The following is a 23,916-nucleotide window of genomic DNA, read 5'->3' on the forward strand; positions in this document are numbered from 1 at the left end:
CCCGGGGACCTGAACGTCCCGCGTCGGCCTCGACGTCGAAAGCCCCTCCCCCGCCGCGAACTCTGCTATCAATTCCTCATGCAGCGTAGGCGAAGCATCCTCATCGTGGGCGGCGGGACCGCGGGGTGGCTTACGGCCGCCTATCTGGCCAAGGCCTTGCGGGTGGCCGACCAGGGCGACCTGACCATCACCCTGCTGGAGTCGCCCGACATCGGCATCGTCGGGGTCGGCGAGGCCACCTTCCCCACCATCCGCAACACCCTGCGCTTCTTGGGGATCGACGAGGCGCGGTTCATTCGCGAGACCTCGGCGACCTTCAAGCAGGGCATCCGCTTCGTCGACTGGGCGGAGGCGCCGACGGACGGCCGCCACGAGAGCTTCTTCCACCCGTTCGAGGCGCCGTTCTCGACGGAGGGAACCAGCCTGGCCCCCTACTGGCTTCTGCAGAGCGAGGCGACGCGCGCCCCGTTCGCCGAGGCGGTGACCATCCAGGCCCGCGTCGCCGACGCCGCCCGCGCGCCCAAGCGGCCGCACGAGAGCGACTTTTCGGGACCGCTGAACTACGCCTACCACTTCGACGCCGCCAAGCTGGCCCAGGTGCTGGCCGAGCGCGCCCGTGAGCTGGGGGTTCGCCACCTGCGCGGCGCCGTCTCCGACACGATCCTGGACGAGACCGGCGCCATCGCCCGGATCACCTCGCCCGAGCACGGCGACCTGACCGCCGACCTCTATGTCGACTGCTCGGGCTTCCGCGCCGAGCTGATCGGCAAGGCGCTGGGCTCGCCGTTCAAGTCGGTCCGGCCGATCCTGTTCGCCGACCGGGCGCTGGCCTGCCATACGCCCTATGACCGCCCCGACGGGCCGATCCAGAGCTACACCATCGCCACCGCCCATGAGGCCGGCTGGATCTGGGATATCGGCCTGGCCGGCGCGCGCGGCGTCGGCTGCGTCTATTCCAGCGACCACATGGCCGACGACCGCGCCGAGGCGGTGCTGCGGGAACATGTCGGCGGGGCCGAGATCGAGGCGCGCAGGATCAGCTTCGACGCCGGCTATCGCGAGAAGCAGTGGATCGGCAACTGCGTCGCGGTCGGCCTGTCGGCCGGCTTCCTGGAGCCGCTGGAATCCACCGGCGTGGTGCTGATCGAGGCGGCCGTGGCGATGATCGCCGAGCTGTTCCCGCACAACGGCCCGGTCAGCGCCCCGGCCCGCCGCTTCAACGCGCTGATGACCGCGCGCTACGACAACATCATCGTCTTTCTGAAGCTGCACTACGCGCTCAGCCGCCGGACCGAGCCGTTCTGGCGCGCGAACCGGGATCCCGCCTCGATCCCCGAGCGGCTGGCCGAGCTGCTGGAGCAGTGGCGCTATCGGCCGCCGGCACGGTTCGACTTCATCCTGGATCTGGAGACCTTCGCCTTCTTCAACTACCAGTACATTCTCTACGGCATGGGCTTCAAAACCGATCTGGGCGACGGCGGGGGCGAGTTCCCGGACGTCGCCGCCGCCGCCAAGCTGTTCGCCAAGATCCGCGGCTTCGCCGACCGCGCCACCCAGGACCTGCCCAGCCACCGCGACTTGATCGCCCAGATCAACCGCTTCGGCTTCGCGCCAGAACAGGTCTAGCCAACTCTCCGCCCGGCCGCCCCTTGCGCGTCGCGAGGCCTCGCGCTAACACTGAACTATATGGTTCATTATTCTCCCCCCTCCCGCCTCGACGCATCGTTCGCCGCCCTCTCGGATCCCACCCGGCGCGGCGTGCTGGAGCGGCTCGGCCGTTCGGACGCTTCGATCACGGAGCTGGCCGACAGGTTCCACATGACCCTGACGGGCATGAAGAAGCACGTCGGCGTCCTGGAAGACGCCGGTTTCGTGACGACGGAGAAGGTCGGGCGGGTGCGGACCTGCCGGCTGGGCCAGCGCCAGCTGGAGGAAGAGGCCGCCTGGATCGAGACCTACCGCCAGCTGTGGGCCAGGCGTTTCGACGCGCTGGACCACGTGGTCGAGGCACTGATGCGCAAGGAGAAGATGGATGAGTAACCCTACGACAATCGAACGAAAATCCGACCGCGAGTTCGTCGTCACGCGCCTGTTCAACGGTCCGCCCCGCATCGTGTTCGAGGCCTGGACCAAGCCCGAGCTGATGCGGCTGTGGTGGGCGCCCAAGTCGTTGGGCGTGCCGCTTTGGTCCTGCGAAATGGATGTCCGCGTCGGCGGCGGCTACCGCATGGCGTTCGGCCGCGACGCGGAGAACACCATGGCCTTCTTCGGCCGCTACCTCGAAGTCGAGCCGCCCTCGCGCCTTGTCTGGACCAATGACGAAAGCGAGGACGCCGCCGTGACCACGGTGACCTTCGAGGACCGCGACGGCCAGACGCTGCTGACCGTGCACGAGCTCTACCCCAGCAAGGCGGCGCTCGAGGCCCAGGCCGGCGGGGAGCAAGGCCTGCCCGAGCAGTTCGAGCAGCTGGACGCCCTGCTGGCCACCCTGGCGGCGTAGCCGGTGACACCTCCCTCCCCCACAAGGGGGAGGGAGATGACAAGGCGCCTAGGCCCGCGCGGCGTCCGGCGCCGCGCCCAGCTCGCCGGACTCGCGGGCCTTGCGGCCGTAGACCGCCTCGAACAGCGGGGTGGCCATCACGGTGGTGACGATCGCCATCAGCACCAGCATGGCGAACAGGGTCGGGCCAATGATGCCCTTCTGCAGGCCGATATTGATGATGATCAGCTCCATCAGGCCGCGCGAGTTCATCAGGGCGCCGATGCCCATGGCGGTGTTGTGCTTCTCGCCCGCCAGGCGCGCGGCGACATAGCAGGCCACGCCCTTGGCCAGGATCGAGGCCAGCAGAACGCCCACCGCGATCAGCAGCAGGGTTGGCGAACTGACCATGTCCAGGCGCGTGTTCAGGCCCGAATAGGTGAAGAACATCGGCAGCAGCAGCACGACGGCGACCGGCTCGACCTTCTTCTTCAGCTCCTCGACGAACAGGCCGCGCGGCATGACCGCGCCCAGCATGAAGCCGCCGAAGATGGCGTGGATGCCGACCGCGTCCATCAGGAAGGCCGACAGGCAGAACAGCATCAGGGTGATGGCCATGACCGTCGGGGTCATCTCGCCGGCCTTGTCGACCATGCGGCCCAGCGGGGCCAGCAGCTTGCGGCCGAAGACGGTCAGGAACAGGGCGTAGGTCACCCCGCCGCCGATCGCCAGCACCGCCACGCCCGGCCCGCCGCCGAAGGTCGCCAGCACGATGGCCAGCACGCACCACGAGCAGGCGTCGTCGAACGCCCCGGCCGTCAGGGACAGCGTGCCCAGCGCGGTGTTCTGAAGGCCGCGCTCATTGATGATCCGGGCCAGCATCGGGAAGGCGGTCAGGGCGATGCAGGCGCCCATGAACAGGGTGGCGTTGGCGACGCCGATGGTGGGCGCGAACAGGCCCGGGACCTTCAGCAGCAACGGGGTGATGGCCACGGCCACCAGGAACGGCGTGACGATCCCGGCCAGCGAGACGCTGAACGCGCTCCTGGCCTTGGCCCGGAAATGCTCGACCTTGAACGTCGTGCCGACCAGGAACATGTACAGCCCCACGCCCAGCTGCGCACCGACATAGAGGACGGTCTTGGTTTCCTTGGGGAACAGGGCCAGCTGGAAGTCGGGGAACAGCAGGCCCAGCAGAGACGGACCCAGGACCACGCCGGCGATCATCTCGCCCACCACCTGCGGCTGGGCCAGCAGCTTCCGCCCCAGCCAGCCGACCACCCGGCAGGCCAGCAGGATGACCGTCAGTTGCAGGAAGAAGTGCACCGAAAAGTCGCCCGGCGCATAGCCGTGGGCGGCTGCCTTGGTGGCCGGACCATGCGGCGACAGCACGTCGGCCAAGGTGGCGAGCGTGCTCGCGAGAATGTCTGACACCTAGTCGCCCCCGAAATGGATCGCCCTGGCTTTACGCCTTGAGCCCATGCAAGGCGAACATCGCGTCGGAGCGCAATCCGGAACCCACGTTTTTGACACGGCCATCAGTCGATTGTTTTCGTTGTCCATTTTCTGTTGCCGGAACGCTACTATGTAGTAACGTACCTACAGACAGCCTTGTCATTTTCCGGCGGTGAGCAAGCCATGAAGGTCCTGACCAGCCGAGAATTCAACCAGGATGTCAGCCAGGCCAAGCGCGCGGCGCGACTCGAGCCGGTGTTCGTCACCGACCGCGGCCGGCCCACCCATGTGCTGATGAGCGTCGAGGCCTATCGCCGGCTCACCGGCCAGACCGAGACCATTGTCGACCTGCTGGCCATGCCCGGCGTCGCGCCGATCGACCCGCCGCGCTCGACCGAGACCTGGAACCGCTGGGACGGAGGCGACGGCGGCTGATGCACCTGCTGGACACCGACCTCGTCTTCGAGCTGCGCAACGCCAAGGCCGGCGCGACTGATCCTGGCCTCGCCGCCTGGGCCGGCGCGGCGGCGCGCGCCAGCCTGTTCATCTCGGCCCTGACCCTGCTGGAACTGGAGACGGTGACGGCCCGCGCCGAACGCAAGGACAAGGTCCAGGCGCCTCGACTGCGCGAATGGCTGGACAGCCGCGTCCTTCCCGCCTTCGACGGCCGCGTCCTGGCGATCGACGCCGCCGTGGTGCGTCGCCGCGCGCAGGTCCCGCTGGCCGACGGTCGCGACGCCCTGCTGGCCGCCACCGCCCTGGAGCATGGCCTGACCCTGGCCACGCGCGACACGGCGACCTACGCCAAGGTTCCGCGCCTGAGGGTATTCAATCCCTGGGGCTACAAGCCCGAAGAGCAGGAGGAGGACTGGGGCGAGGCCGCCAAGGTCGGCGCCCAGTGGCTGCGCAACATCTTCGTCCGGGGCTGAGGCCCTACTGAACGCCTGTCACGTCGGTCGCGGCGGCGACCCGCACGGTCGTCGTGAACGGCGCGAGCGGAGCGTCGACGCGCGGCGTCGGGGCCTGCGCTTCGGCCGCGATCAGCACCGGAACGGGCTCGGCGGCGACCAGCACCGGCGGCGGCGCGGGCTTGGCGGCGACGAACACCAGGCGGTTCCCCTTGCAGGTCCCGGCGTTGTAGAGCCCCTTCAGATAGCCGCGCCGAACGAAGCCGGCCTTGATGGCGTCGCGGACCATCTGGTCATGGCGCTCGGCCCCGGTCAGGCGGCGGACCCAGCCGCGCATCGGGATGACGTCGGTGATCGTGCTGGCCACCACGCCCAGGACCGGCCGCGTCATGCCGCCCTGCTCGTCCTTCTTGTCCTCGTCGCGGTCGTCATAGTCGTCGCCGAGAACCTCGTCGAACCGCGCGATCTCGGCCTTCAGCGGCGCGCAGCCGGGCGACGGCGGGGCGTAGGGGTCGGTCTGGGCCTTCTTCAGCAGGTCGGGGATCTCCGAGCGCACCAGGTTGATGTCGCGCAGCGGCGCGGCGACGGCCGAGCCGAGGCTGTCGGTATTGGCCTCGGCGGACGTTTGCGGCGCCTTCTGCCGCTTGCCCGCCAGCGCAGCATCGGCGGTCCCGACGCCCAGGCACAGCGCCAACAAGGCCACGCCGCATCGACGCGCGGCGCCGACGGTTCGGGTGGATCTGAGGACTGGCGACGTCATGTCCGTGAACTCGCACGATTAAACCACGCCACATCAACCCGGGAATCGGCCGGGCCGTTCCGCCAGGCGCGCGAACGTGATCGGGGGAGTCATGAGCGTCGCGGCGCGTGGCGCCACACCGGCGGTCGGCAACCGGACGTAGTCAGGGTCAGCTTTGGGTGGTTAGGAGGACTCCGGCCCGGCGATATTCGCTACGGTGAGCTTGCGATCAGGTCGTGTGATGGTGGCACCAAGCCCGTCGCGACGGCAAACCTCGGCCACTTCCGAAATGGCCCCCTCGTCATCGCTAAAGGTCAAGGTGCCAAGTCTGAGCTTCCGGCCACCGATGTGCCATTCGACCTTGTACTTCGGCATGGCTCGTACTCTGCACCTCGCGCCTGAAGCTTATAGAGCCGGCGGTGCTAAATCCCGCAAGGGGTGGGGAGCAGACATCATCGGCGCTCGATAAATCCCGGTAGGTGCGCGCACGAGGGCCCTTGGGTGAAGTCATGTGTAGTGTCGGTCAGCCAGGCGCTATGCCAGTGATTGGGTACCAGATGGTGGCCAAACGGCGAACCTAAGTTGGCCTCTTCCATGTCCGTCAGGCGGGCCATGTCCGTCGCAGACTTGGACGATTGCACGACGACTAGCGCCTCGAAGCGGTCATGAAGCGCACCGGCCTCGAACCACTCAAGTCGCCGATAGCAGACACCCGTGGCATCGTCCGGCGCGGTCGACTGAAAGGCTTTACGGCTACAGGCGGACAGAGCGAGTAAGCCGAAGCCGATCAGGAGCATCGCGGCTCGATATCCTCGGTTCTTTTCCATGACCGCACGCTAGCGCTTGGGCCGAGGTCCGCAACGGGTCGATTGTGTTGAAAAAGTCGAAGTGGCGAATTCTCAACTGGATTTTCAGCACGAACATTGCCGATCGTGGCCGCCTGCCGGACATTTGAAGTTGCGGGAGCGAGCTCCGCGCATAGACATGCCCCACCCGCCGAGCCCAGCAGACTTTTTCAACACAATCGGTCGGGAGCGGAAATTGGATCCGTCGCTAAAAGCGGACATCCGGCTTATCGGGCGCACCGGCGGTTCTGAGCGCGTTGGCGACGGCAAAACCTCAATCGTCATCCCGCGCTTTATGCGCGGGACCCATTTGTTCGCGGCAAAAGAAGAGCGGAAAATGGCGCTCACGCGGAAGCTGAACCATGGATCCCGCGCATGAAGCGCGGGATGACGGGGATTTTGATTGAAGCGGAGCGTCACGCTCCCGAGCGAAGCACGAGCGTTCGCCCCTCCCCATCCCCGGCTCCGAAACCTGCCGTATCCTCTATCCACCTCGAAGCACTGGGGAGGGCGCGCGGCCAGCGACCTTCGCGGCTTTGGGGGGCGGTCGAGCGGGCGCGCTCGTCGGCGCGGGGGAAGCTCCGCAACTGCACCATCCCCGAGGTAGTCGACCCTGGAACACAGAAACGACGGTGGATGCAGGCCGAGGAGAGCGACAGGCGGATGGAAACATCCGTAGCCGGGACTGGATCACGCGATCCGGCCCGCCCGTCGGAGGCTTCAAGGGCGAACAGGCGCGAACAGCGTCGGCGCGCCACGCTTCCGGATAACGATCGCGCGGGGCGTTCGAGCTTCGTCGAAACGGTATTTCTCTATCTGCTCCGGACGAAGTCCGGGCGCCCCGCCTCCCTCCCCGCCCCTCCGGCGCGCCGCGCCGGAGCGCCTTGGCATGTCCCTGGAGGATCAGATGACCCGCAGAAAGAAGAACCCCGGCCCGCCACGCCCTATCGCCGCAGACTGCGAATGGCCGCCCGCCCGCATAGCGGCCTTGAGGCGTAAGGTTTTCAAGAAGATGCGGAAATTCCGGAATTCCAGAGAGTTTCAACATCTTCAGGCGCGGGAAGCGGCGCGGGCGAAAAGCGCTTCCTTGGCGAAGGACTATCCGCCCCAAGAAAAAGCCCCCGGCCTTGCGGCCGAGGGCTTCTCATCGTTCTTTCGAGAAAGAGGCGCTTAGCGGATGACCCGCGCGCCCTTGCCTTTCATCACGGCCTCGACTTCCGCCTGGCGCACCATCGAGGTGTCGCCCGGGGTGGTCATGGCCAGGGCGCCGTGGGCCGCGCCGTACTCGACGGCGGCCTGGGGACCCTTGCCTTCCATGAAGCCGAACGCCAGGCCCGAGGCGAAGCCGTCGCCGCCGCCGACGCGGTCATAGATCTCGAGGTTCTCGCGCATCATCGAGGCGTAGAACTCGCCGCCGGCGTAAAGGATCGCCGACCAGTCGTTGACCGAAGCGGTCTTGGCGTTGCGCAGGGTGGTGGCGGCGACCTTGAAGTTCGGGAACTGCTTCACAGCGGTCTCGATCATCTTCTTGAAGTTGGCCGGGTCGATCGAGCTGATGTGCTCGTCCAGGCCTTCGACTTCAAAGCCCAGGCAGGCGGTGAAGTCTTCTTCGTTGCCGATCATCACGTCCACGTACTGGGCGATGTGACGGTTGACCTTCTGAGCGCCTTCCTTGCCGCCCTGCGACTTCCACAAGCTCGCGCGGTAGTTCAGGTCGTAGGAGATGACGGTGCCGTACTTGCGGGCGACTTCCACGGCTTCGATCACGGCTTCGGCCGTGTTCGAGGCCAGGGCCGCGAAGATGCCGCCGGTGTGGAACCAGCGCACGCCTTCTTCGCCGAACAGCTTTTCCCAGTTCACTTCACCGGGGCGGATCTGCGAGGCGGCCGAGTGACCACGGTCACTACAGCCCAAAGCGGGGCGTACGCCGAAGCCCTTCTCGGTGAAGTTCAGGCCGACGCGGGTGTTGCGGCCCAGGCCGTCGAAGTCGCGCCAGATGACGTGCGACGTGTCGACGCCGCCCTGCATCATCAGGTCCTCGACCAGCCAGCCCAGGTCGTTGACCGGCAGGGCCGTGACGGCGGTCGAGCGCTTGCCCCAGCACTTCTTGAAGGCGCGGGCGACGTTGTATTCGCCGCCGCCTTCCCAGACCTGGAACTGGCGGGCGTTGCGGACCCGGCCGAAGCCCGGGTCGAAGCGCAGCATCACTTCACCGAAGGACGCGCAGTCCCACTTGGTTTCCGAAGCCGGGCGGATGTTGAGGATATTGTCGGTCATTTAGGCCTTCCCACGAACCTTCTTGATCAGGTCAACAGTCTCGCGGACCTTCTTGGTGATGCCCGCGTAGTCCTTGGCGTCCAGCAGCTCTTGCGTGATCAGCTTGGAGCCCATGCCGGCGGCGACGATGCCCGCGCCGAACCACTTCTTGACCGAGGCTTCGTCCGGATCGACGCCGCCCGTCGGCATGATGCGGGTCCAGGGCATCGGGCCCAGCACCGCCTTGACGAAATCGGGGCCGCCGACCGACGAGCCCGGGAACACCTTGACGATCTCGCAGCCCAGTTCTTCGGCGTACGAGATTTCCGACGCCGAGCCGCAGCCCGGCGAATACGGAATCTTGCGGCGGTTGCAGACCTTGGCGACGTCGGCGTTGAGGATCGGGCCGACGACGAACTTGGCGCCGTTGGCGATGTAGATGCCGGCGGTCGGGGCGTCGACGATCGAGCCCACGCCCATGATCACGCGCGGGTCGGCCTCGTGGAAGTAACGGGTCACTTCGTAGAAGACGTGGCTGGCGAAGTCGCCGCGGTTGGTGAACTCGATGCAGGGCGCGCCGCCGTCGGCGCAGGCCTGGATCACGGCCTTACAGACCTCGATGTCCGGGTGATAGAAAACCGGGATGACACCCTGGTCCATCAGGGCGGTCAGCACCGCCATACGGTCTTTTACCATCATAGACTCCTTCCCGAAGGATCGATCTTGCGCGGAGGGCCTGTTGGGCCGCCGCGCGTGGAAGATTTCGCCGGAATTGGCTCAGGGCGATCCCTTAGACCGCGTTGCCGACGAGCGCCACACCGGGCTTGCCGCAACGTCAAACTAAGGGGTCGAGGGGGCGTATCGAGTGCGCGAGAATGGGGGCTAGTGGCTGACCCGGTTCCCGCAAAATCTCTGGTCCCGCTTCCATCCCTGAACGTTTTTCCTTCGGCTCTCTCCCCCACCCCGGACGCAAAAGTGAGGGCGCCGGTATGACCCGACGCCCCGGAAGTTTGCGCAGGAGCGAGCTCAAAGAGCCGCGAACGAGACGGACCGACCACGACGCCGAACCGAAACGTTGTGACACCGGTGTCACGGAAAACCGGAAAAGTGGCCAGGCCACTTCGCCACCGGTGTCATGAGGAGATAACCAGAAACCGTCAGGGAGCGCAAGCGCCGTCGAGCCTGGAAATCGTGAGGGCTAACCGATTGAAAAAACGCGGCTTCGCGGCTTGGAAGAGCGGCGCTCCCCCAAGCCCTTGCCGGGCAAGGATCAGCCCGTGTTCCGCAAGCCCGCCGCGATGCCGGCCACGGTCAGCTGGATGGCCAGGCGCAGCTCCTCGTCGGCCTCCCCCGCCCTGCGGCGCGACAGCAGTTCCAGCTGCAGGTGGTTCAGTGGGTCCACCGAGCGGCTGGCCAGGGTCACCGACTCGGCGAGGTCCGGCTGGTTGTCGAGCAGGCTCGAACCGCCCCGGATCTCCAGGGCGATGCGCGAGGCCGCGTCGTGTTCGCGCTGGATGGCCGCGAAGATGCGCTCGGCGTTGGCCTTGTCCGGCGACAGCGCCATGTACCGCGCCGCGATACCCATGTGGCTCTGGGCGAGAGCCAGCTCCATGTTCGATAGCAGCGAGGCGAAGAAGTCGAAATTGCCAGCGAGGTCGCGCAGTTGCTCGACCGACAGGTTGGCCCGCTCGACGCCCGAGGCGAAGCCGTACCAGCCCGGCAGCATGAAGCGGGCCTGGGACCAGCTGAACACCCACGGGATGGCCCGCAGGTCCTCGATCTTGCGGCTGGCGGTGCGGCTGGCCGGGCGGCTGCCGATGTTCAGACCGACGATCTCGCTGATCGGCGTGACCGACCAGAAGAAGTCCTCGAACGCCGGATCGTCGTACACCAGGGCGCGGAAGCCATGGAACGAGGCCTCGGCCAGGGCGGTCATGGCCGCCTCGACCTTGGGATCGGGCTTTTGGACCGGGCGCTCGCTGGACATCAGCACGGCGGCGGCCAGGCCATCGAGGTTGCGGCGGGCGGTGGGCTGGTCGCCGAAGCGGCGGGCGATCATCTCGCCCTGCTCGGTCATGCGGATACGGCCCTGGACCGTGCCCGCCGGCTGGGCCAGCACGGCCTCGGCGGCGGGACCACCGCCCCGTCCGACGCTGCCGCCGCGGCCGTGGAACAGCTGCAAACCGACGCCCATGCGATCGGCCTCGAACGCCAGGGCCGAGGCGCCGCGCGCCACGCCCCGGCGGCTGGCGACGTACCCGCCGTCCTTGTTGCTGTCGGAGTAGCCAAGCATGATTTCCTGCACCGGCCGGTCGCCCAGGATGGTCCGCGACAGCGGCAGTTCCAGCCACTGGCGCAACACGGCCGGGCCGTTCTCCAGGTCGCCGATGGTCTCGAACAGCGGCGCGACCTTGACCGAGGCGCGCGGCGCGGCCCCGCCCCACACCATGCCGACCTGCTTGAGCAGGACCAGCGGCTCAAGGATGTCCGACAGGGTCGCGGCCTTCGAGATGATGTACGCGCCGATGCAGCCATGGCCGTAGTCGCGAACCGCCTGGGCGGCGGCGCTCATCGTGGCCAGCTCCTTGGTCGTCTCCTCGCTGTAGGCGGTGAACGGCGAGACCAGGGGGCGCTGGTGCGACAGCTCCTCGATCAGGACCTTGCAGCGGGCCTCCTCGTCGAGCTTGAGGTAGGAAACGCCCGTGCCGGCCCGCTGGAACAGCTCGTCGACGGTCCGCTCGTGGACGTCGGCGTTCTGGCGCAAATCGAGGCTCATCAGGTGGAAGCCGCAGGCCTTGGCCACCTCGACCAGGGTGCGCAGGGCCGAGCCGACCAGGCGCTCGCCGCCGTTGCGTTCCAGGCTGTCGATGATGACCGTCAGGTCGGCGACGAAGGCGTCAGGATGCCCGTAGGGCTCGACCTCGGTCGCCCCGGTGGCGTAGGCGACCGGCGCGCCGGTCAGCTTCTGCGACACAGCGGTCAGGCGATCGAACACCAGCTCCAGCGCCAGACGATAGGGCTCGTCCAGCCGGTGGATCGACGGATCGCGGGTCTGGGCGGCCAGAGCCAGCAACTCGTTCGAGACCGGCGTATAGGCGGTCGAAACGGCCAGGTTGGACCACAGCTTGCGCACCTCGCCGGCGTACCAGTCGAGGATCACGCGGGACTGGCTGGCGAAGGCCAGCTTCAGGGTTTCGCCATTGACGCCGGGGTGGCCGTCGCGGTCGCCGCCCAGCCAAGAACCCATCTTCAGCAGCGGCGCCAGATGGCCGTGCGAGCCGATCTTGGCCGTCCAGTCGCCATACAGGTCGATGATCGCCGGCAGGATCGAGGTGCGGACGATCGACAGGGCGTTGCGGATCTCGTCCTTCACGGTGATCCGCTCGGGACGGTACAGGCGGGTCCGCCACATCAGGGCGATCTCACGGAACAGGCCCTCGCGGATCTCGGCGTCCAGGTCCGGCGGCAGGTGGTGGCGGCGCAGGGCCATCAGGCGCGAGATCTCGGTCTCGCGGTCGACCATGCTGCGACGACGGACCTCCGTCGGGTGGGCGGTGAGAACCGGCACCACGTTCATGGCGGCGAAGACCTTGGCCAGTTCGGCGTCGGTCTTGCCATGGGCCTTCAGGACCTTGACGGCGTCGATCAGGGTGCGCGGACGCTCGTCACCAGGCTGGGCGTCGGCCTCGGCGTGGCGACGGCGGCCGGCGACATCCTCGCCGATATTGGCGAGCAGCGAGTGGCTGGCGAAGGCGCGGGCCAGGAACACGGCCTGGTCGTTGGTGAGGTCGGCGAACAAGTGGTCGAGGACCGGCGCATCCCCGGTCTCCTCGTCCTCGCGAGAGGCGGCCTTGCGCGCCTTGGCGACCAGGGCCGCGGCCTCTTCGCCTTCGAGATAGGTGATCGCCTCGATCAGGAGATCGTTCAGCAGATTGGCGTTCTGGCGGACGTGACGGCTGGTGGGACGGTCGACGTCGATCGACAGGGCCGGATTGCGCATGCGCGAACTCCAGGAACGACCGGGGCCGTTCGGGACAGGAATGGATCACGAGAAAGCGTCGGCGACGCGGGATCGATCCCAAGCGCTGACGCTGCGGCGCCCTCTAGCGCGCTTCACCGGGCGGGAAAACCCGCCCGGCACGATGGTTGCGCTACCATCGCACTTTTGCGTGGATTTGTTTCGCTAGCGCGCCAGCCAACCGCCATCCACGGGCAAAGTAATGCCCTGGACGTAGTCAGCGGCCGACGAGGCCAGGAACACCGCGGCGCCGCCGATGTCTTCCGGGCGGCCCCAGCGACCGGCGGGGATGCGGGCCAGGATCGAGGCGTTGCGGTCAGCGTCGGCGCGCAGGGCCTCGGTGTTGTTGGTGTCGAAATAGCCCGGGGCGATGGCGTTGACGTTGATGCCCTTGGCCGCCCACTCGTTGGCCAGGATCTTGGTCAGGCCGGCCAGGCCGGACTTCGAGGCGGTGTAGGACGGGACGCGGATGCCGCCCTGGAAGGACAGCAGGCTGGCGATGTTGATGATCTTGGCCCCGCCACCCTGCTTCAGCGCCTGCTTGGCGAAGGCCTGGGTCAGGAAGAAGACGACCTTCAGATTGGTGTCCATCACCGCGTCCCAGTCGGCTTCCGAGAACTCGATCGAGTCGGCGCGACGGATGATGCCGGCGTTGTTGACCAGGATGTCGACCTTGCCGAACGCGGCCACGGTCTCGTCGACCACGCGCTGGACGGGCTCGGTCGAGCCGAAGTCGGCCTTGATCGACAGGAACTTGCGGCCCAGGGCCTCGACGGCCTTCTGGGTGTCGGTAGGCTCGCTGCGGCCCGCGGCGGCGATGTCGGCGCCGGCGGCGGCGAGCGCGATGGCGATCCCCTGCCCGATGCCGGTGTTGGCGCCGGTGACGAGCGCGACCTTGCCTTCGAGGCTGAACGGATTGGCCATGGTGCTGATTTCCTGATCCTAAATCTTGTCATCCCGGAAGCCTCGAAGAGGCTGTCCGGGACCCAGCGGCCGGCGCACTGCCAATGGCCCCTGGGTCCCGGGTCTACGCTGCGCTCCGCCCGGGATGACAAGCTAGGAGCGGATGACCTCGCGGCCCTACTTCAGCTGGCAGATGTCCAGCACGTTCATGTCGGTATAGTCGAGGTTCTCGCCGCCCATCGCCCAGATGAAGGTGTAGTTGGCGGTGCCCGAGCCCATGTGGATCGACCACGGCGGGCTCATGACGGCTTCCTCGTTGGCGATCACGATGTGACGCATCTCGTCCGGCTCGCCCATGTAGTGGAACACGCGGTCGTTCTCGCCCAGGCCGAAGTAGAAATAGGCTTCCGAGCGGCGGTCGTGCAGGTGGGGCGGCATGGTGTTCCAGACGCTGCCCGGCTTCAGGACGGTCATGCCCAGCAGCAGCTGAGCCGACTTGCAGGTGGTCGGCACGATGTACTGGTAGATCGTGCGCTCGTTGCTGGTTTCCAGCGCGCCACGCTCCAGGGCGACGGCGTCGGCGAAGGCCAGCTTCTTGGTTTCGAACGCGGCGTGGGCCGGCAGGCTGACCAGATAGAAGCGCGCGGCTTCGCCGTTCACGCCTTCGAAGGAGACGTCCTTGGCGCCCATGGTGACGTACAGGCCGTCACGCGGAACGATTTCGTAGACGACGCCGTCGACGGTGATCTTGCCGGTGGTCTCACCGACATTGATCACGCCCAGCTCGCGGCGCTCCAGGAACGGGTGGCCGGCGGCCGAGGCCGGCTCGGTCTGGTCGGGCAGCTTGATGGCCGTGGTGGCCACGACGCCGCCGACGACGAAGCGTTCGGCGTGGTTGTAGGTCAGGACAATCTGGCCGTCCTGGAACAGGCCCTGCATCAGGTAACGATCGCGCAGGTCGTCATTGCTGACCGCGAACATCATGTCCGGATGGGTGGCGTGGTAGGTCTTGGCGAACATCGGGAAGTCTCCGGAAGGGTGTTCTTATTCGGCGGCGGCGCGCAGCGTGGTCGGGCGAGCCCAGTCCGGACGCTGATCGAGCTTGTAGGCCTTCTTAGGCAGGTTGTACGTCAGATCGACGATCAGCTCCTCGGCCTCGACCAGGTCCATCCGGTGCTCGGCGACCATGCGGGCCAGGAACGCGCTGTCGACGCGACGCGCCACGTCGTGGCGGGCCGGGATCGACAGGAAAGCGCGGGTGTCGTCGTTGAAGCCGACGGTGTTGTAGAAGCCGGCGGTTTCCGTGACCTGCTCGCGGAAGCGCATCATGCCTTCCGGGCTGTCGTGGAACCACCAGGACGGACCCAGCTTCAGCACCGGATAGTGGCCGGCCAGCGGGGCCAGCTCGCGGCTGTAGACGGTCTCGTCCAGCGTGAACAGGATCACCGACAGGCGCGGATCGTTGCCCAGGCGGCCCAAGAGCGGCTTCAGCGCCGAGACATACTCGGTGCGCATCGGGATGTCGGCGCCCTTGTCGCGACCGTGCGACGCCAGCAGGCCCGCATTATGGTTGCGGTGCGAGCCTGGGTGGATCTGCATGACCAGCCCGTCATCCAGGCTCATCTTGGCCATCTCGGTCAGCATCTGGGCGCGGAACAGCTCGGCCATCTCGGGCGTGACGTCGCCCTTCACCAGGCTTTGGAACAGCGCCTCGGCCTCGACGTCCGACAGGTCGGCGGTGGCCGCCGTCGGGTGGCCGTGGTCCGACGAGGTGGCGCCGGCGTCAATGAAGGCCGCCCGGCGCAGGCGGTGCGCTTCGAGGTAGCTCTTCCAGCTGTAGACGTCCTGGCCCGACACCTCGGCGAAGCGTTCGAAGGCGCGCGGGCCGCGCTCGTCCTCGAAGTCGATGACGGCATCGGGACGGTATGCGGTGATGACGTGGCCGCCCCACCCGCTCTCGCGGATGGCCTGGTGGTGCTTCAGGCTCTCGTGCGGACCCTCGGTGGTGGCCAGGGTCTCGATGTTGAAGCGGTCGAACAGGGCGCGCGGACGGAAGGCGTCCGTGGCCAGGGCCGCATTGATACGGTCGAAATAGTCGTCGGCGTTCGAGGCCTCGAGGAACTCGGTAAAACCGAACACCTTGGAGAACACGTGATTCAGCCAGATCCACGACGGCGTGCCGCGAAAGAGGTGGAAGTTGCTCGCGAACAGCTTCCACGCCGCGCGCGGATCCGTCGCCGGAACACCCGCCTTCGAACGCACCTTCAGGGCGTCCAGGCTGATGCCCTGGCTGTAGAGCATACGGTACAGATAGTGGTCCGGCGCCAGCAGCAGGTCGGTGGCGTCCTGGAAGGGCTCATTCGTGGCGAACCACGACGGATCCGTGTGCCCGTGCGGGCTGATGATCGGCAGGTCCTTGACCAGCGCATAGAGACCACGCGCGTAAGAGCGCGTCGTGGCGTCCGCCGGAAACAGGCGATCCTCGTGGAAATTCAGCGGCCTGGGCATTCTTCGCTTCCTCTTCCCAACGTCTGGACGGCCTCGCGGCGGGCTGTCGTGACGCGCTTGGTAACCGGTGTCACGACGCGTTGCAAGAAAGGAGGCAGGCGTCGCGGCGGGTTGTCCTCAGGTCTTCTGCGGCGCGGCCGAGGACTCCCGCAGGACAAGATACGGGATCGTGCTGGCGGGATCACGCGCTTCGCGACTTTCCCGTCCGATAAGCTTTTCGGCGGCCATCCGGCCCACCTCCCGCGTCGGGATGTGGATCGTGGTCAGCGGCGGCCAGACGGCCTGGGCGATCTGGAAGTCGTCGAAACCAACCACCGTCAGGTCCTCGGGGACCCGCAACCCCGCGCGACGGGCCGCTTGCAGCGCGCCGGCGGCCATTTCATCGTTGCCGCAGAAGATGGCGGTGGGGCGCGGCTGCATGGCCAGCAGGGCCTCGCCGCACGCCAGACCGGACTCGAAGGTATAGGCGCCCTGGACAACATAGTCGGGCTTCAACGCGACCCCGGCCTTCTGGAGCGCGTCCTCCAACCCGCCCCTGCGTTCGTGCGAGGACCGGAAGTTGGGCAGGCCGCTGATGAAGCCGATCAGCGTGTGACCGAGGTCGACCAGGTGCTGGCCCATCACCTCCCCGCCCATGCGGTCGTGACCGACGATCATGTGCTCGGGCTTGTCCAGCTCGACCGAGGCGATGCGGATGTACGCGCAGCCGATCTCATTCAGCAACTTGGCGACGCGCTCATCCTCGGACACCGACGGCGGCAGCACGACGCCAAACAGCTTCTGGCGCTCCACGAAGGCGCGGATGTCGGTCAGGAAGGTCGGGCTGGCGCGATTGCAGGGGTGGACGACCAGCTCGAAGCCCGAACCGCGCATGCCGTCCAGCAGACCCAACTGCATGTTGACGACGTACTGCGGGTTGGGGTTGTCGTAGATCATGCCGATCAGGAACGAGCGACGGAACGCCAGGCCTCGCGCCTGCGGATCGGGCGCGTAGCCCCACTCGGCGATGACCGCTTCAATGCGCTCGCGGGTCTCGTCCCGAACGAAAGGAGACTGGTTGATGACGCGTGAAACGGTCTTCTTGGACACCCCGGCAAGCCTGGCGATGTCGTTGATCGTGGCCCGCTTGCGGCCGCCCTCTACACTCCCCTCCCCCTCACCCTGCGAGGCTTCCGGGATCGAGGAAGGCGTCTTCGAAGAGTTCACGGCGTTTCCAAGCAGCTTTAAGCGTTGTCTTTTGTCATACTCTAGCCGCGCTGGTGTCGCCAACATAGGACGAAACGTCCGCTTGTGGGGTGACTGACACCGGTTACCATGTCACTACGCGCACAAATTGGCGATACGGAACTCGGCGGCGACGACAACCATGACTGAAACGACCCTGGCGCCTCGCGAATCGATCCACCCCGTCGATCCACGCGACCACGTGGCCACCGCCCTGCGCGATCTCGTGTCTGGCGAGGTCCTGGACTTGCACGGCCAAACGATCACCGTCCGCGCCGACATCCCCAAGGGCCACAAGATCGCTATTCGCGCTGCCAGCGCTGGCAGCGACGTTTTGAAGTACGGCTGGCCGATTGGCCGGGCCACGATCGACATCGCCGTCGGCGACCACGTCCATGTCCACAATGTCGAGACCCGCCTGGAAGGCGTCGAGGGCTACAGCTTCACGCCGACCACGCCGGAGCCTCACGTCGAGCCCACCGCCCGCACCTTTGACGGCTATCGCCGCAAGAAAGGACGGGCCGGCACGCGCAACGAAATCTGGGTGCTCTGCACCGTCGGCTGCGTGGCCAACACCGCCCGACGCATCGCCGAGAAGGCCAATGCCCGCTTCGCCGGCCGCGTCGATGGCGTCTACGCCTTCCCCCACCCGTTCGGCTGCTCGCAGCTGGGCGATGACCTGACCCACACCCGCAGCCTGATCGCCGGCCTGGCCGCCCACCCCAACGCCGGCGGCGTGCTGATCCTGGGCCTGGGCTGCGAGAACAACCAGCTGAAGGCCCTGCTGGAAAGCGCGCCGGACATCGACCGCGACCGCCTGCGCAGCTTCACCACCCAGATGGTCGAGGACGAGTTCGAGGACGGCCTCGCCGCCATCGAAGCCCTTGTCGCCATCGCCGAGCAGGACAAGCGCGAGCCGATCCCGGTCTCCGAACTGGTCGTGGGTCTCAAATGTGGCGGCTCGGACGGCTTTTCGGGCGTCACCGCCAACCCGCTGGTCGGCCGCATCGCCGACAAGGTCGCCGACGCCGGCGGCACACCGGTGCTGACCGAGATTCCCGAGGTCTTCGGGGCCGAGAACGTGCTGCTGCAGCGCGCCGCGAGCCGCGAGATCTTCGACCAGGCCGTCGGCGTGATCGACGACTTCAAGCGCTACTTCATCGACAACAACCAGCCGATCTACGAGAACCCCTCGCCGGGCAACATCGCCGGCGGCATCACCACGCTCGAGGAAAAGTCCCTGGGCGCGGTGCAGAAGGGCGGCCGGGCCCAGTTGGTCGAGGTGCTGCGCTACGGCGAGCGCGTCGGCCCGCATGGCCTGACCTTCCTGGAAGCGCCCGGCAACGACGCTGTGTCCTCGACAGCCCTGACCGCCGCCGGCGCCACGGTGATCCTGTTCACCACCGGCCGCGGCACACCGCTGGGCTTCCCGGCCCCGACCCTGAAGATCGCCTCGAACTCGGGCTTGGCCCAGCGCAAGCCCGGCTGGATAGACTTCGACGCCGGCCAGGTGCTGGAAGGCGTCTCGATGGACGACGCGGCCGACCGCCTGATGGACCTCGTGATCGACACCGCCTCGGGCAAGGCCACCAAGGCCGAGCTGAACGGCGAACGCGAGATCGCCATCTGGAAGTCCGGCGTGACTCTCTAAAAATGGTCAGGCCAATTGCCAGACTTGTCAGACTACCGCATTTAAGCGACCGACCCTTCCGTTCCGAAACTCCAGGCGTGCTCCCTTGACGGCTTCTCCCAAGACCTCCCCTGCCCTTCGTCTGAGCGCGACCAGCTATCCGGGCGCGATCCCGGGCACGGCGCTGCCGACCTATGACCGCGACAAGGTGCAGGTCGGGATCGTCCACTTCGGCCCCGGCGCCTTCCACCGCGCTCACCAGGCCTTCTATTTCGACCAGCTTCTGGCGACCGATCCGCGCTGGGGGATCTGCGCCGTCTCGCTGAAGAGCCCTGGCGTCCGCGACGCCCTGCAGCCGCAGGATGGGCTTTACACCCTGGCCCAACTGGACGCCGAGACCACCTTCCGCATCGTCGGCTCGATCGTCGAGGTGCTGGTCGCGCCGGAAGATCCGCCCTCGGTCTTCGCCCGCCTGGCCGCCCCGACCACCCGCATGGTCACCCTGACCGTGACCGAGAAGGGCTACACCCTGTCGGCCGAGGGCGGGCTGGATGAGAAGCACCCGGACATCGTCCACGACCTGGCCCATCCGCGCGAACCCAAGAGCGCCGTCGGCTACATTGTCGAGGGCCTGCGCCGCCGCTTCGCCACCGGCCTGCCGCCCTACGCCGTCGTGGCCTGCGACAACCTGGCCGACAACGGCTGGCGCCTGAAGGCGGCCGTGGTCGCCTTCGCCGCCAAGATCGACGCCGATCTGGCCACCTGGATCGAGGCCGAGGGCAGCTTCCCGCGGACCATGGTCGACAGCATCACCCCGGCCACCGACGACGCCCTGCGGGCGCGGGTCCAGACCGCCACGGGCCTGGAAGACGCCTGGCCGATCCAGCGCGAGGCCTTCACCCAGTGGGTGGTCGAGGATGTCCTGCCTACGGATGCGCCGGACCTGGCCAGCGTCGGCGTCATCCTGACCGACGACGTGCGCGGCTTCGAGCGCGCCAAGCTGCGCCTGCTGAACGGTGTCCACTCGACCCTGGCCTATGCCGGCATCCTGCGCGGCCACGAAACGGTGTTCGAGGCGGTCAGCGATCCGGTGCTGGCGGCCCTGGCCCGCGACCTGATGGCCAAGGACATCATCCCGACCCTGACGGCGCCGCGCGGCCTGGAACTGGCCGACTACGCCGAGGCCATCCTGGCCCGCTTCCGCAACCCCGAGATCCGCCACTACCTGGCGCAAATCGCCTGGGACGGCACCCAGAAGCTGCCTTTCCGTATTCTCGGCACGCTGACGGAAACCCTGGAGGCCGGCCGTTCGATCGAGCGCCTGGCGATCCCGCTGGCGGCGTGGATGCGCTTCATCGCCCTGCGCGCCAAGACCGGCGAGGCGATCACCGATCCGCTGCACGACAAGCTGACCGAGATCGGCGTGGGCGTCACTGGCGATGCGCGCACCGACGTGGCGGCCTTCCTGGCCTTGGACGCCGTGTTCCCGGCGGCCCTGACCTCGAACCCGACCTTCGTGGCGGCGATCGAGAAGGCCTACGCCGACCTCGCCTGAACTATCGGGTCACGCCCTTGGCGGTCAGCACCGGCACGACGGTGCTGACCATGATCTGCAGGTCGAACAGGAACGAGCGCCGGGCCAGGTACTCGGCGTCCAGGGCCACCTTGTCCGGAATGGCCAGCTCGTCGCGGCCGTTGATCTGAGCCCAGCCGGTGACGCCGGGCCGCAGGACATCGACGCCGGCGGCCTGGCGAGCGGCGATCAGGTCGTCCTGATTGAACAGCGCCGGACGCGGCCCGACCAGGCTCATCTGCCCCACCAGCACGCTCCACAGCTGCGGCAACTCGTCGATGCTGAGCTTGCGCATCAGCGGCCCCAGCGGCGTCAACCAGCGGTCCGGGTTCTCCAGCAGATGCGTGGCGACCTCGGGCGTGTCGATCCGCATGGTCCGGAACTTGGGCATGGCGAAAAGCACGGAGCTTCGGCCCACGCGCCGCGACCAGTAGAGCCCTGGCCCAGGCGAGGTCAGGCGCACCAGCAGCCACAACACGGCGAGCGGCAGGGCCAGGACGATCAGGCCTAGCGCCGCCGCCGTGAAATCAAAGGCGCGCTTCACCTTAAGGCTCAGCCGAGATCGCCGCTGGCCGCGTCAAGCAGCAGGTAGGCCCGGCCCGCGTCCGACGACAGCAGCGCCGCCAGCAGGAAGCCTTCGCGATCCTGGCCGGCCGCCTCGTCGATCATGCCGGCGTAGCGCTTCAGGAAGCGCTCGGTATTGGCCTTCAGCGTCGAGTCGGAGAACAGGCGACGGACCAGGCGACGGATGGCGGCGGGCGCCAGTCGCTTGACCACCTCGCGGGCCCCGCCGTCGTCACGCGTCTGCAGGGCCGCGGCGATCTCGTCGATCCGGCCTCGCGGCAGCAGGGCGTGCGGGTCGATGCCCATGGCCGTGATCTCGGCGGACAGCTTCTCGCCCAGGGCGGCGTCGCCCGGAGAGCTGTTCTCGATACCGGCCAGCAGATTGCGCCAGCTCCAACCGCCCTCGCCGTCCGGTTCGGCCCCCGATTGCGGCGGCGTTTGCTTGCGAGCCGAGGCCTGCTCGAACACCGAGCGGAACTCCTGGTCGGTCGCCGTCGGCGTCAGACGCAGGCGACGACGGTCGGTCGGCGGCTCGTCCTCGTCGTCGAACACGGCCATCGGCAGCGGCTCGGGCTGGGCAGGCGGAGGCGGAGGCGGCGCGACGCGCGCACGGCTGACCGGGGCCTGGGTCGGGGCGGCGCGGGCGGCGATGGTCGAGGCGCTGGACGCGGTCACAGCGCCAGCCGCCTCGCTCAGCATCTCGTAGTTGCGGCGGACGCGCTCCTGGAACGCCTGGTCGATCGCGGCCGTCTCCTCGGCGGTGCGGCGGACGGCGTTCATCAGTTGCTCAACGCCCTGCTCGATGGACACGCGGACCTCGGCGGCCTTCTGCAGAGCCTCGGCTGGCAGGTCGGCAGTGCGCTTGCTAATCTCGGCCAGCATCGTCTCCAGCTCGTCCAGCGTGCCGCGAGCCGCCTGCACCGAATCCGCCAGCTTCTGCGAGGTGCGCGCCCCGGCCTGCTCGACCATCTGGGCCGAGTGCTCGATGATGTCGCGCGCCTCCTCCATGCGGGATTCGAACACCGCATCGGCCTTCTGGCCGGCGGCGAAGGCGATCTCGTTCAGCTGGTCGACACGGCTGCGGGCGGCCTCGACGCGGGCCTCCACGCCCTCGGCCGCCTTCAACGCCGACTCGGCCATGGCTTCCATCGCCGCCTTCAGCTCATCCTCCAGCAGGGTGCGCTGGTTCTCGGCGACGTCGCCGATGGTCTCGAGCGTCTTCTTGGCGTTGTCGGCCAGGATCTCGCGCTGACTGGCGGCGCCCTCGGCCAATTCGCGGAACTGGTCGGCGGCCGCGCTGATCAGGCCGCGCAGGATCTCCGCGCCCATGGCGGCGGCGTCCGACAGTTCGGTGGCGCCGACACGGGTATAGGCGACGAACTCGGTGAGTTGGGCGGTGCGGGTCTCGGCCTCGGAGGCGAAGTCCTCCTGGTCCGAGCGCAGGGCCTGGCTGATCTCGACGAGCGCGGCGCGCTGGGCGGCCAGACTCTTCTCCACTGACGAGACCTGGTCGCCAACGCCGTGGCCGGCGGTTTCCAGCCGAGCGATCTGGCGCGACAGGTCCTCGGCCCCGACGCGGGCGGCGTCGGAGGCTTCGGCGGCGGCGGCGGCTAGGTCGGCGGCGCGGGCCGCCAGGGCGGCTTCGGCCTCGCGCAGCTGGGTCTCGGCCAGATCGGAGGCCTCGGCCACCATGCGGGCCTGGCTGCCGATCGCGTCGACCACCGCCGTGGAGCGGGCGTCCAGGGACTGCGACAGGGTCTCCATGGCCGTACGCTCGTGGCCCAGACCCTGAGCCAGTTGCTTGGCCATCTTGGCGGAGTCGGCGGCGGCCTCGGCCAGACGCCCGGTCTCCTCGGCAAGGGCCTGGCGCAGCGAGACGATGTGTTCGCGCGCCCGCTGGGCGGCGTTGGCGGCGTCATCGACCCCTTGGCGCAGGGCGTCGACCGCGCTGGACGCGCCGACGGCGGCCAGGGCGGCCGGTGTGACGATGCGATCGGTCAGTGTGCGGGTCCGACGCAGTTCGTCGGCGATCCCCGTCGCCTGGCGCAGCAGATAGGCGCCCAGCAGGGTCAGCAGGGCCGGACCGATCGCCAGGCCGGCGAACACCGTCAGGGCGAAACCCTCGATCTTGAAGGCTGGCACGCCGCGGGCGTAGCCGAGCGCGAAGGCGATCGGGGCGAGGGCCCAAAGGAACGCGATGGCTGTGGCCAGGGTCCAGAACAATACGCCCGACATGCGGCGCGGAACGTCTTCGCCGCGCAACGGCACGGTCGCTTCGGGTCCGCGCAGATCAAGCGTCGGCTCGCGGTTCTCGGCCTTGGCCGGCGCCGCGCGTTCGGGCTCGACGACCGGGGCCGGCGGCTGGGCGGTGGCGGCCAGCGAGGTCGCCAGTTTCAGCTCGGGCTCGGAGAAGCTCTCGACCGGCTCGGGATCAGGCTCGCGGCGACGGCGCGAGCGCACGGTCATCGGCGGCGGAACAGCCAGATCGTCGTTCAGCGTCTCTTGCAGAGTCAGGGGCTCGGCGCTGGGAATGGCCGCCTCGGAGTCGGAAAAAGACGTCGCCCCGGACAGCTCCGGAGGGAGCTCAGGCGTGGTCTTGGCTTCCTCGGGAGGGACACCCGTCGGCGTGGCGGAAAAATCGAGCGGTTGGCGCTTCTTAGGCTTCATACACAGCCAGGGTCCCAGGACGTCGGCAAAGGGGGCGTCGGCGAGGGGCGCAGGAGACAACTTTCGCGCGCTGGACCCCTCCTTCGCGCACCACATGAACCTAACGGCGAAAAGCCTTGGCGAAAAGCGACTTTGCTTGAGTTTGCA

Annotated in this window: 21 protein-coding genes and 2 pseudogenes; 8 read left to right on the forward strand and 15 right to left on the reverse strand. The window is 67.7% G+C overall.

The features are described 5' to 3' along the window. Window positions 1-78 precede the first annotated feature (78 nt). The 3 genes from ACW175_RS15505 to ACW175_RS15515 are packed head-to-tail and all read left to right on the forward strand — an operon-like array spanning window position 79 to window position 2,500. Window positions 79-1,626 (forward strand): tryptophan halogenase family protein, encoded by a 1,548-nt coding sequence (locus tag ACW175_RS15505; RefSeq protein WP_492100945.1) that lies wholly within the window; start codon window positions 79-81, stop codon window positions 1,624-1,626. 60 nt (window positions 1,627-1,686) lie between these two features. After that, window positions 1,687-2,040 carry an ArsR/SmtB family transcription factor gene (locus tag ACW175_RS15510; protein WP_492100946.1) on the forward strand — a complete coding sequence of 118 codons (354 nt, stop codon included), beginning with the start codon at window positions 1,687-1,689 and terminating at the stop codon, window positions 2,038-2,040. Further along, complete coding sequence (locus tag ACW175_RS15515) at window positions 2,033-2,500, forward strand: SRPBCC domain-containing protein (RefSeq protein WP_492100947.1); 468 nt, start codon at window positions 2,033-2,035, stop codon at window positions 2,498-2,500. The genes ACW175_RS15510 and ACW175_RS15515 overlap by 8 nt, the downstream gene beginning before the upstream one ends. 48 nt (window positions 2,501-2,548) lie before the next feature. Here the strand turns inward: ACW175_RS15515 and ACW175_RS15520 are convergent, their stop codons facing one another. Further along, window positions 2,549-3,913, reverse strand: a complete 1,365-nt coding sequence (locus tag ACW175_RS15520; protein ID WP_492100948.1) for a cation:proton antiporter — start codon at window positions 3,911-3,913, stop codon at window positions 2,549-2,551. A 204-nt stretch (window positions 3,914-4,117) separates the two neighbouring features. Between ACW175_RS15520 and ACW175_RS15525 the strand changes: the two genes are divergently transcribed. Then, on the forward strand, window positions 4,118-4,369 hold the full coding sequence (locus ACW175_RS15525; protein WP_492100949.1) for a type II toxin-antitoxin system Phd/YefM family antitoxin: 252 nt from the start codon (window positions 4,118-4,120) through the stop codon (window positions 4,367-4,369). Next, window positions 4,369-4,863, forward strand: a complete 495-nt coding sequence (locus ACW175_RS15530; protein ID WP_492100950.1) for a PIN domain-containing protein — start codon at window positions 4,369-4,371, stop codon at window positions 4,861-4,863. Before ACW175_RS15525 ends, ACW175_RS15530 begins: the two co-directional genes overlap by 1 nt. A 4-nt stretch (window positions 4,864-4,867) precedes the next feature. Here the strand turns inward: ACW175_RS15530 and ACW175_RS15535 are convergent, their stop codons facing one another. From ACW175_RS15535 to ACW175_RS15545, 3 genes are all read right to left on the reverse strand, one after another. Next, entirely contained in the window at window positions 4,868-5,602 is a 735-nt protein-coding gene (locus tag ACW175_RS15535) for a hypothetical protein (RefSeq protein ID WP_492100951.1), read from the reverse strand. Between the two features lie 162 nt (window positions 5,603-5,764). Continuing rightward, window positions 5,765-5,956 (reverse strand): hypothetical protein, encoded by a 192-nt coding sequence (locus ACW175_RS15540; protein ID WP_492100952.1) that lies wholly within the window; start codon window positions 5,954-5,956, stop codon window positions 5,765-5,767. Between the two features lie 77 nt (window positions 5,957-6,033). Then, window positions 6,034-6,378 carry a hypothetical protein gene (locus ACW175_RS15545; protein WP_492100953.1) on the reverse strand — a complete coding sequence of 115 codons (345 nt, stop codon included), beginning with the start codon at window positions 6,376-6,378 and terminating at the stop codon, window positions 6,034-6,036. 244 nt (window positions 6,379-6,622) lie between these two features. On the opposite strand from ACW175_RS15545, the gene ACW175_RS15550 reads away from it, so the two are divergent. Further along, window positions 6,623-6,805 carry a hypothetical protein gene (locus ACW175_RS15550; RefSeq protein ID WP_492100954.1) on the forward strand — a complete coding sequence of 61 codons (183 nt, stop codon included), beginning with the start codon at window positions 6,623-6,625 and terminating at the stop codon, window positions 6,803-6,805. Between the two features lie 791 nt (window positions 6,806-7,596). Here the strand turns inward: ACW175_RS15550 and ACW175_RS15555 are convergent. From ACW175_RS15555 to ACW175_RS15595, 9 genes and pseudogenes are all read right to left on the reverse strand, one after another. Beyond that, a complete protein-coding gene (locus tag ACW175_RS15555; RefSeq protein ID WP_099579441.1) occupies window positions 7,597-8,703 on the reverse strand; it encodes a sugar kinase in 1,107 nt (368 codons plus the stop codon). Next, on the reverse strand, window positions 8,704-9,378 hold the full coding sequence (locus tag ACW175_RS15560; RefSeq protein WP_492104976.1) for a bifunctional 4-hydroxy-2-oxoglutarate aldolase/2-dehydro-3-deoxy-phosphogluconate aldolase: 675 nt from the start codon (window positions 9,376-9,378) through the stop codon (window positions 8,704-8,706). After that, window positions 9,378-9,530: pseudogene (locus tag ACW175_RS15565) on the reverse strand (hypothetical protein); the annotation flags it as partial. The gene ACW175_RS15560 and the pseudogene ACW175_RS15565, both read right to left, overlap by 1 nt. Window positions 9,531-9,670: 140 nt before the next feature. Beyond that, a pseudogene (locus tag ACW175_RS15570) lies at window positions 9,671-9,766 on the reverse strand (hypothetical protein); the annotation flags it as partial. Window positions 9,767-9,952: 186 nt separating this feature from the next. Continuing rightward, window positions 9,953-12,682, reverse strand: a complete 2,730-nt coding sequence (gene ppc, locus ACW175_RS15575; protein WP_492100955.1) for a phosphoenolpyruvate carboxylase — start codon at window positions 12,680-12,682, stop codon at window positions 9,953-9,955. A gap of 183 nt (window positions 12,683-12,865) precedes the next feature. Then, window positions 12,866-13,624, reverse strand: coding sequence for a 2-dehydro-3-deoxy-D-gluconate 5-dehydrogenase KduD (gene kduD, locus ACW175_RS15580; protein ID WP_492100956.1), 759 nt, complete (start codon window positions 13,622-13,624; stop codon window positions 12,866-12,868). A gap of 156 nt (window positions 13,625-13,780) precedes the next feature. Beyond that, window positions 13,781-14,623 (reverse strand): 5-dehydro-4-deoxy-D-glucuronate isomerase, encoded by an 843-nt coding sequence (kduI, locus tag ACW175_RS15585; protein ID WP_492100957.1) that lies wholly within the window; start codon window positions 14,621-14,623, stop codon window positions 13,781-13,783. A gap of 24 nt (window positions 14,624-14,647) precedes the next feature. Continuing rightward, entirely contained in the window at window positions 14,648-16,111 is a 1,464-nt protein-coding gene (gene uxaC, locus ACW175_RS15590) for a glucuronate isomerase (protein WP_492100958.1), read from the reverse strand. A gap of 117 nt (window positions 16,112-16,228) precedes the next feature. Continuing rightward, on the reverse strand, window positions 16,229-17,317 hold the full coding sequence (locus ACW175_RS15595; RefSeq protein ID WP_492100959.1) for a LacI family DNA-binding transcriptional regulator: 1,089 nt from the start codon (window positions 17,315-17,317) through the stop codon (window positions 16,229-16,231). A gap of 160 nt (window positions 17,318-17,477) precedes the next feature. Between ACW175_RS15595 and ACW175_RS15600 the strand changes: the two genes are divergently transcribed. Further along, entirely contained in the window at window positions 17,478-18,986 is a 1,509-nt protein-coding gene (locus tag ACW175_RS15600; RefSeq protein WP_492100960.1) for a UxaA family hydrolase, read from the forward strand. Window positions 18,987-19,071: 85 nt separating this feature from the next. Further along, complete coding sequence (locus ACW175_RS15605) at window positions 19,072-20,520, forward strand: mannitol dehydrogenase family protein (RefSeq protein ID WP_492100961.1); 1,449 nt, start codon at window positions 19,072-19,074, stop codon at window positions 20,518-20,520. A 1-nt stretch (window position 20,521) separates the two neighbouring features. On the opposite strand, the gene ACW175_RS15610 is transcribed toward ACW175_RS15605, so the two are convergent. Both ACW175_RS15610 and ACW175_RS15615 read right to left on the reverse strand, forming a co-directional pair. Then, the gene (locus tag ACW175_RS15610) at window positions 20,522-21,082 is read right to left on the reverse strand and encodes a sugar transferase (protein ID WP_492100962.1); all 561 of its coding nucleotides are present in this window, start codon (window positions 21,080-21,082) and stop codon (window positions 20,522-20,524) included. Window positions 21,083-21,090: 8 nt separating this feature from the next. Beyond that, window positions 21,091-23,769: a polar localization protein TipN gene (locus tag ACW175_RS15615; RefSeq protein WP_492100963.1), complete on the reverse strand. Its 2,679-nt coding sequence runs from the start codon at window positions 23,767-23,769 to the stop codon at window positions 21,091-21,093. Window positions 23,770-23,916 lie beyond the last annotated feature (147 nt).

This window comes from Caulobacter sp. FV1ye6ST (genome assembly GCF_058681225.1).

Coding starts and splice junctions, on each gene's coding strand:
- ACW175_RS15505 (WP_492100945.1), top strand. CDS start 79: ATGCAGCGTAGGCGAAGCATCCTCATCGTGGGCGGCGGGACCGCGGGG.
- ACW175_RS15510 (WP_492100946.1), top strand. CDS start 1,687: ATGGTTCATTATTCTCCCCCCTCCCGCCTCGACGCATCGTTCGCCGCC.
- ACW175_RS15515 (WP_492100947.1), top strand. CDS start 2,033: ATGAGTAACCCTACGACAATCGAACGAAAATCCGACCGCGAGTTCGTC.
- ACW175_RS15525 (WP_492100949.1), top strand. CDS start 4,118: ATGAAGGTCCTGACCAGCCGAGAATTCAACCAGGATGTCAGCCAGGCC.
- ACW175_RS15530 (WP_492100950.1), top strand. CDS start 4,369: ATGCACCTGCTGGACACCGACCTCGTCTTCGAGCTGCGCAACGCCAAG.
- ACW175_RS15535 (WP_492100951.1), bottom strand. CDS start 5,602: ATGACGTCGCCAGTCCTCAGATCCACCCGAACCGTCGGCGCCGCGCGT.
- ACW175_RS15540 (WP_492100952.1), bottom strand. CDS start 5,956: ATGCCGAAGTACAAGGTCGAATGGCACATCGGTGGCCGGAAGCTCAGA.
- ACW175_RS15545 (WP_492100953.1), bottom strand. CDS start 6,378: ATGCTCCTGATCGGCTTCGGCTTACTCGCTCTGTCCGCCTGTAGCCGT.
- ACW175_RS15555 (WP_099579441.1), bottom strand. CDS start 8,703: ATGACCGACAATATCCTCAACATCCGCCCGGCTTCGGAAACCAAGTGG.
- ACW175_RS15560 (WP_492104976.1), bottom strand. CDS start 9,378: ATGGTAAAAGACCGTATGGCGGTGCTGACCGCCCTGATGGACCAGGGT.
- ppc (WP_492100955.1), bottom strand. CDS start 12,682: ATGCGCAATCCGGCCCTGTCGATCGACGTCGACCGTCCCACCAGCCGT.
- kduD (WP_492100956.1), bottom strand. CDS start 13,624: ATGGCCAATCCGTTCAGCCTCGAAGGCAAGGTCGCGCTCGTCACCGGC.
- kduI (WP_492100957.1), bottom strand. CDS start 14,623: ATGTTCGCCAAGACCTACCACGCCACCCATCCGGACATGATGTTCGCG.
- uxaC (WP_492100958.1), bottom strand. CDS start 16,111: ATGCCCAGGCCGCTGAATTTCCACGAGGATCGCCTGTTTCCGGCGGAC.
- ACW175_RS15600 (WP_492100960.1), top strand. CDS start 17,478: ATGACTGAAACGACCCTGGCGCCTCGCGAATCGATCCACCCCGTCGAT.
- ACW175_RS15615 (WP_492100963.1), bottom strand. CDS start 23,769: ATGAAGCCTAAGAAGCGCCAACCGCTCGATTTTTCCGCCACGCCGACG.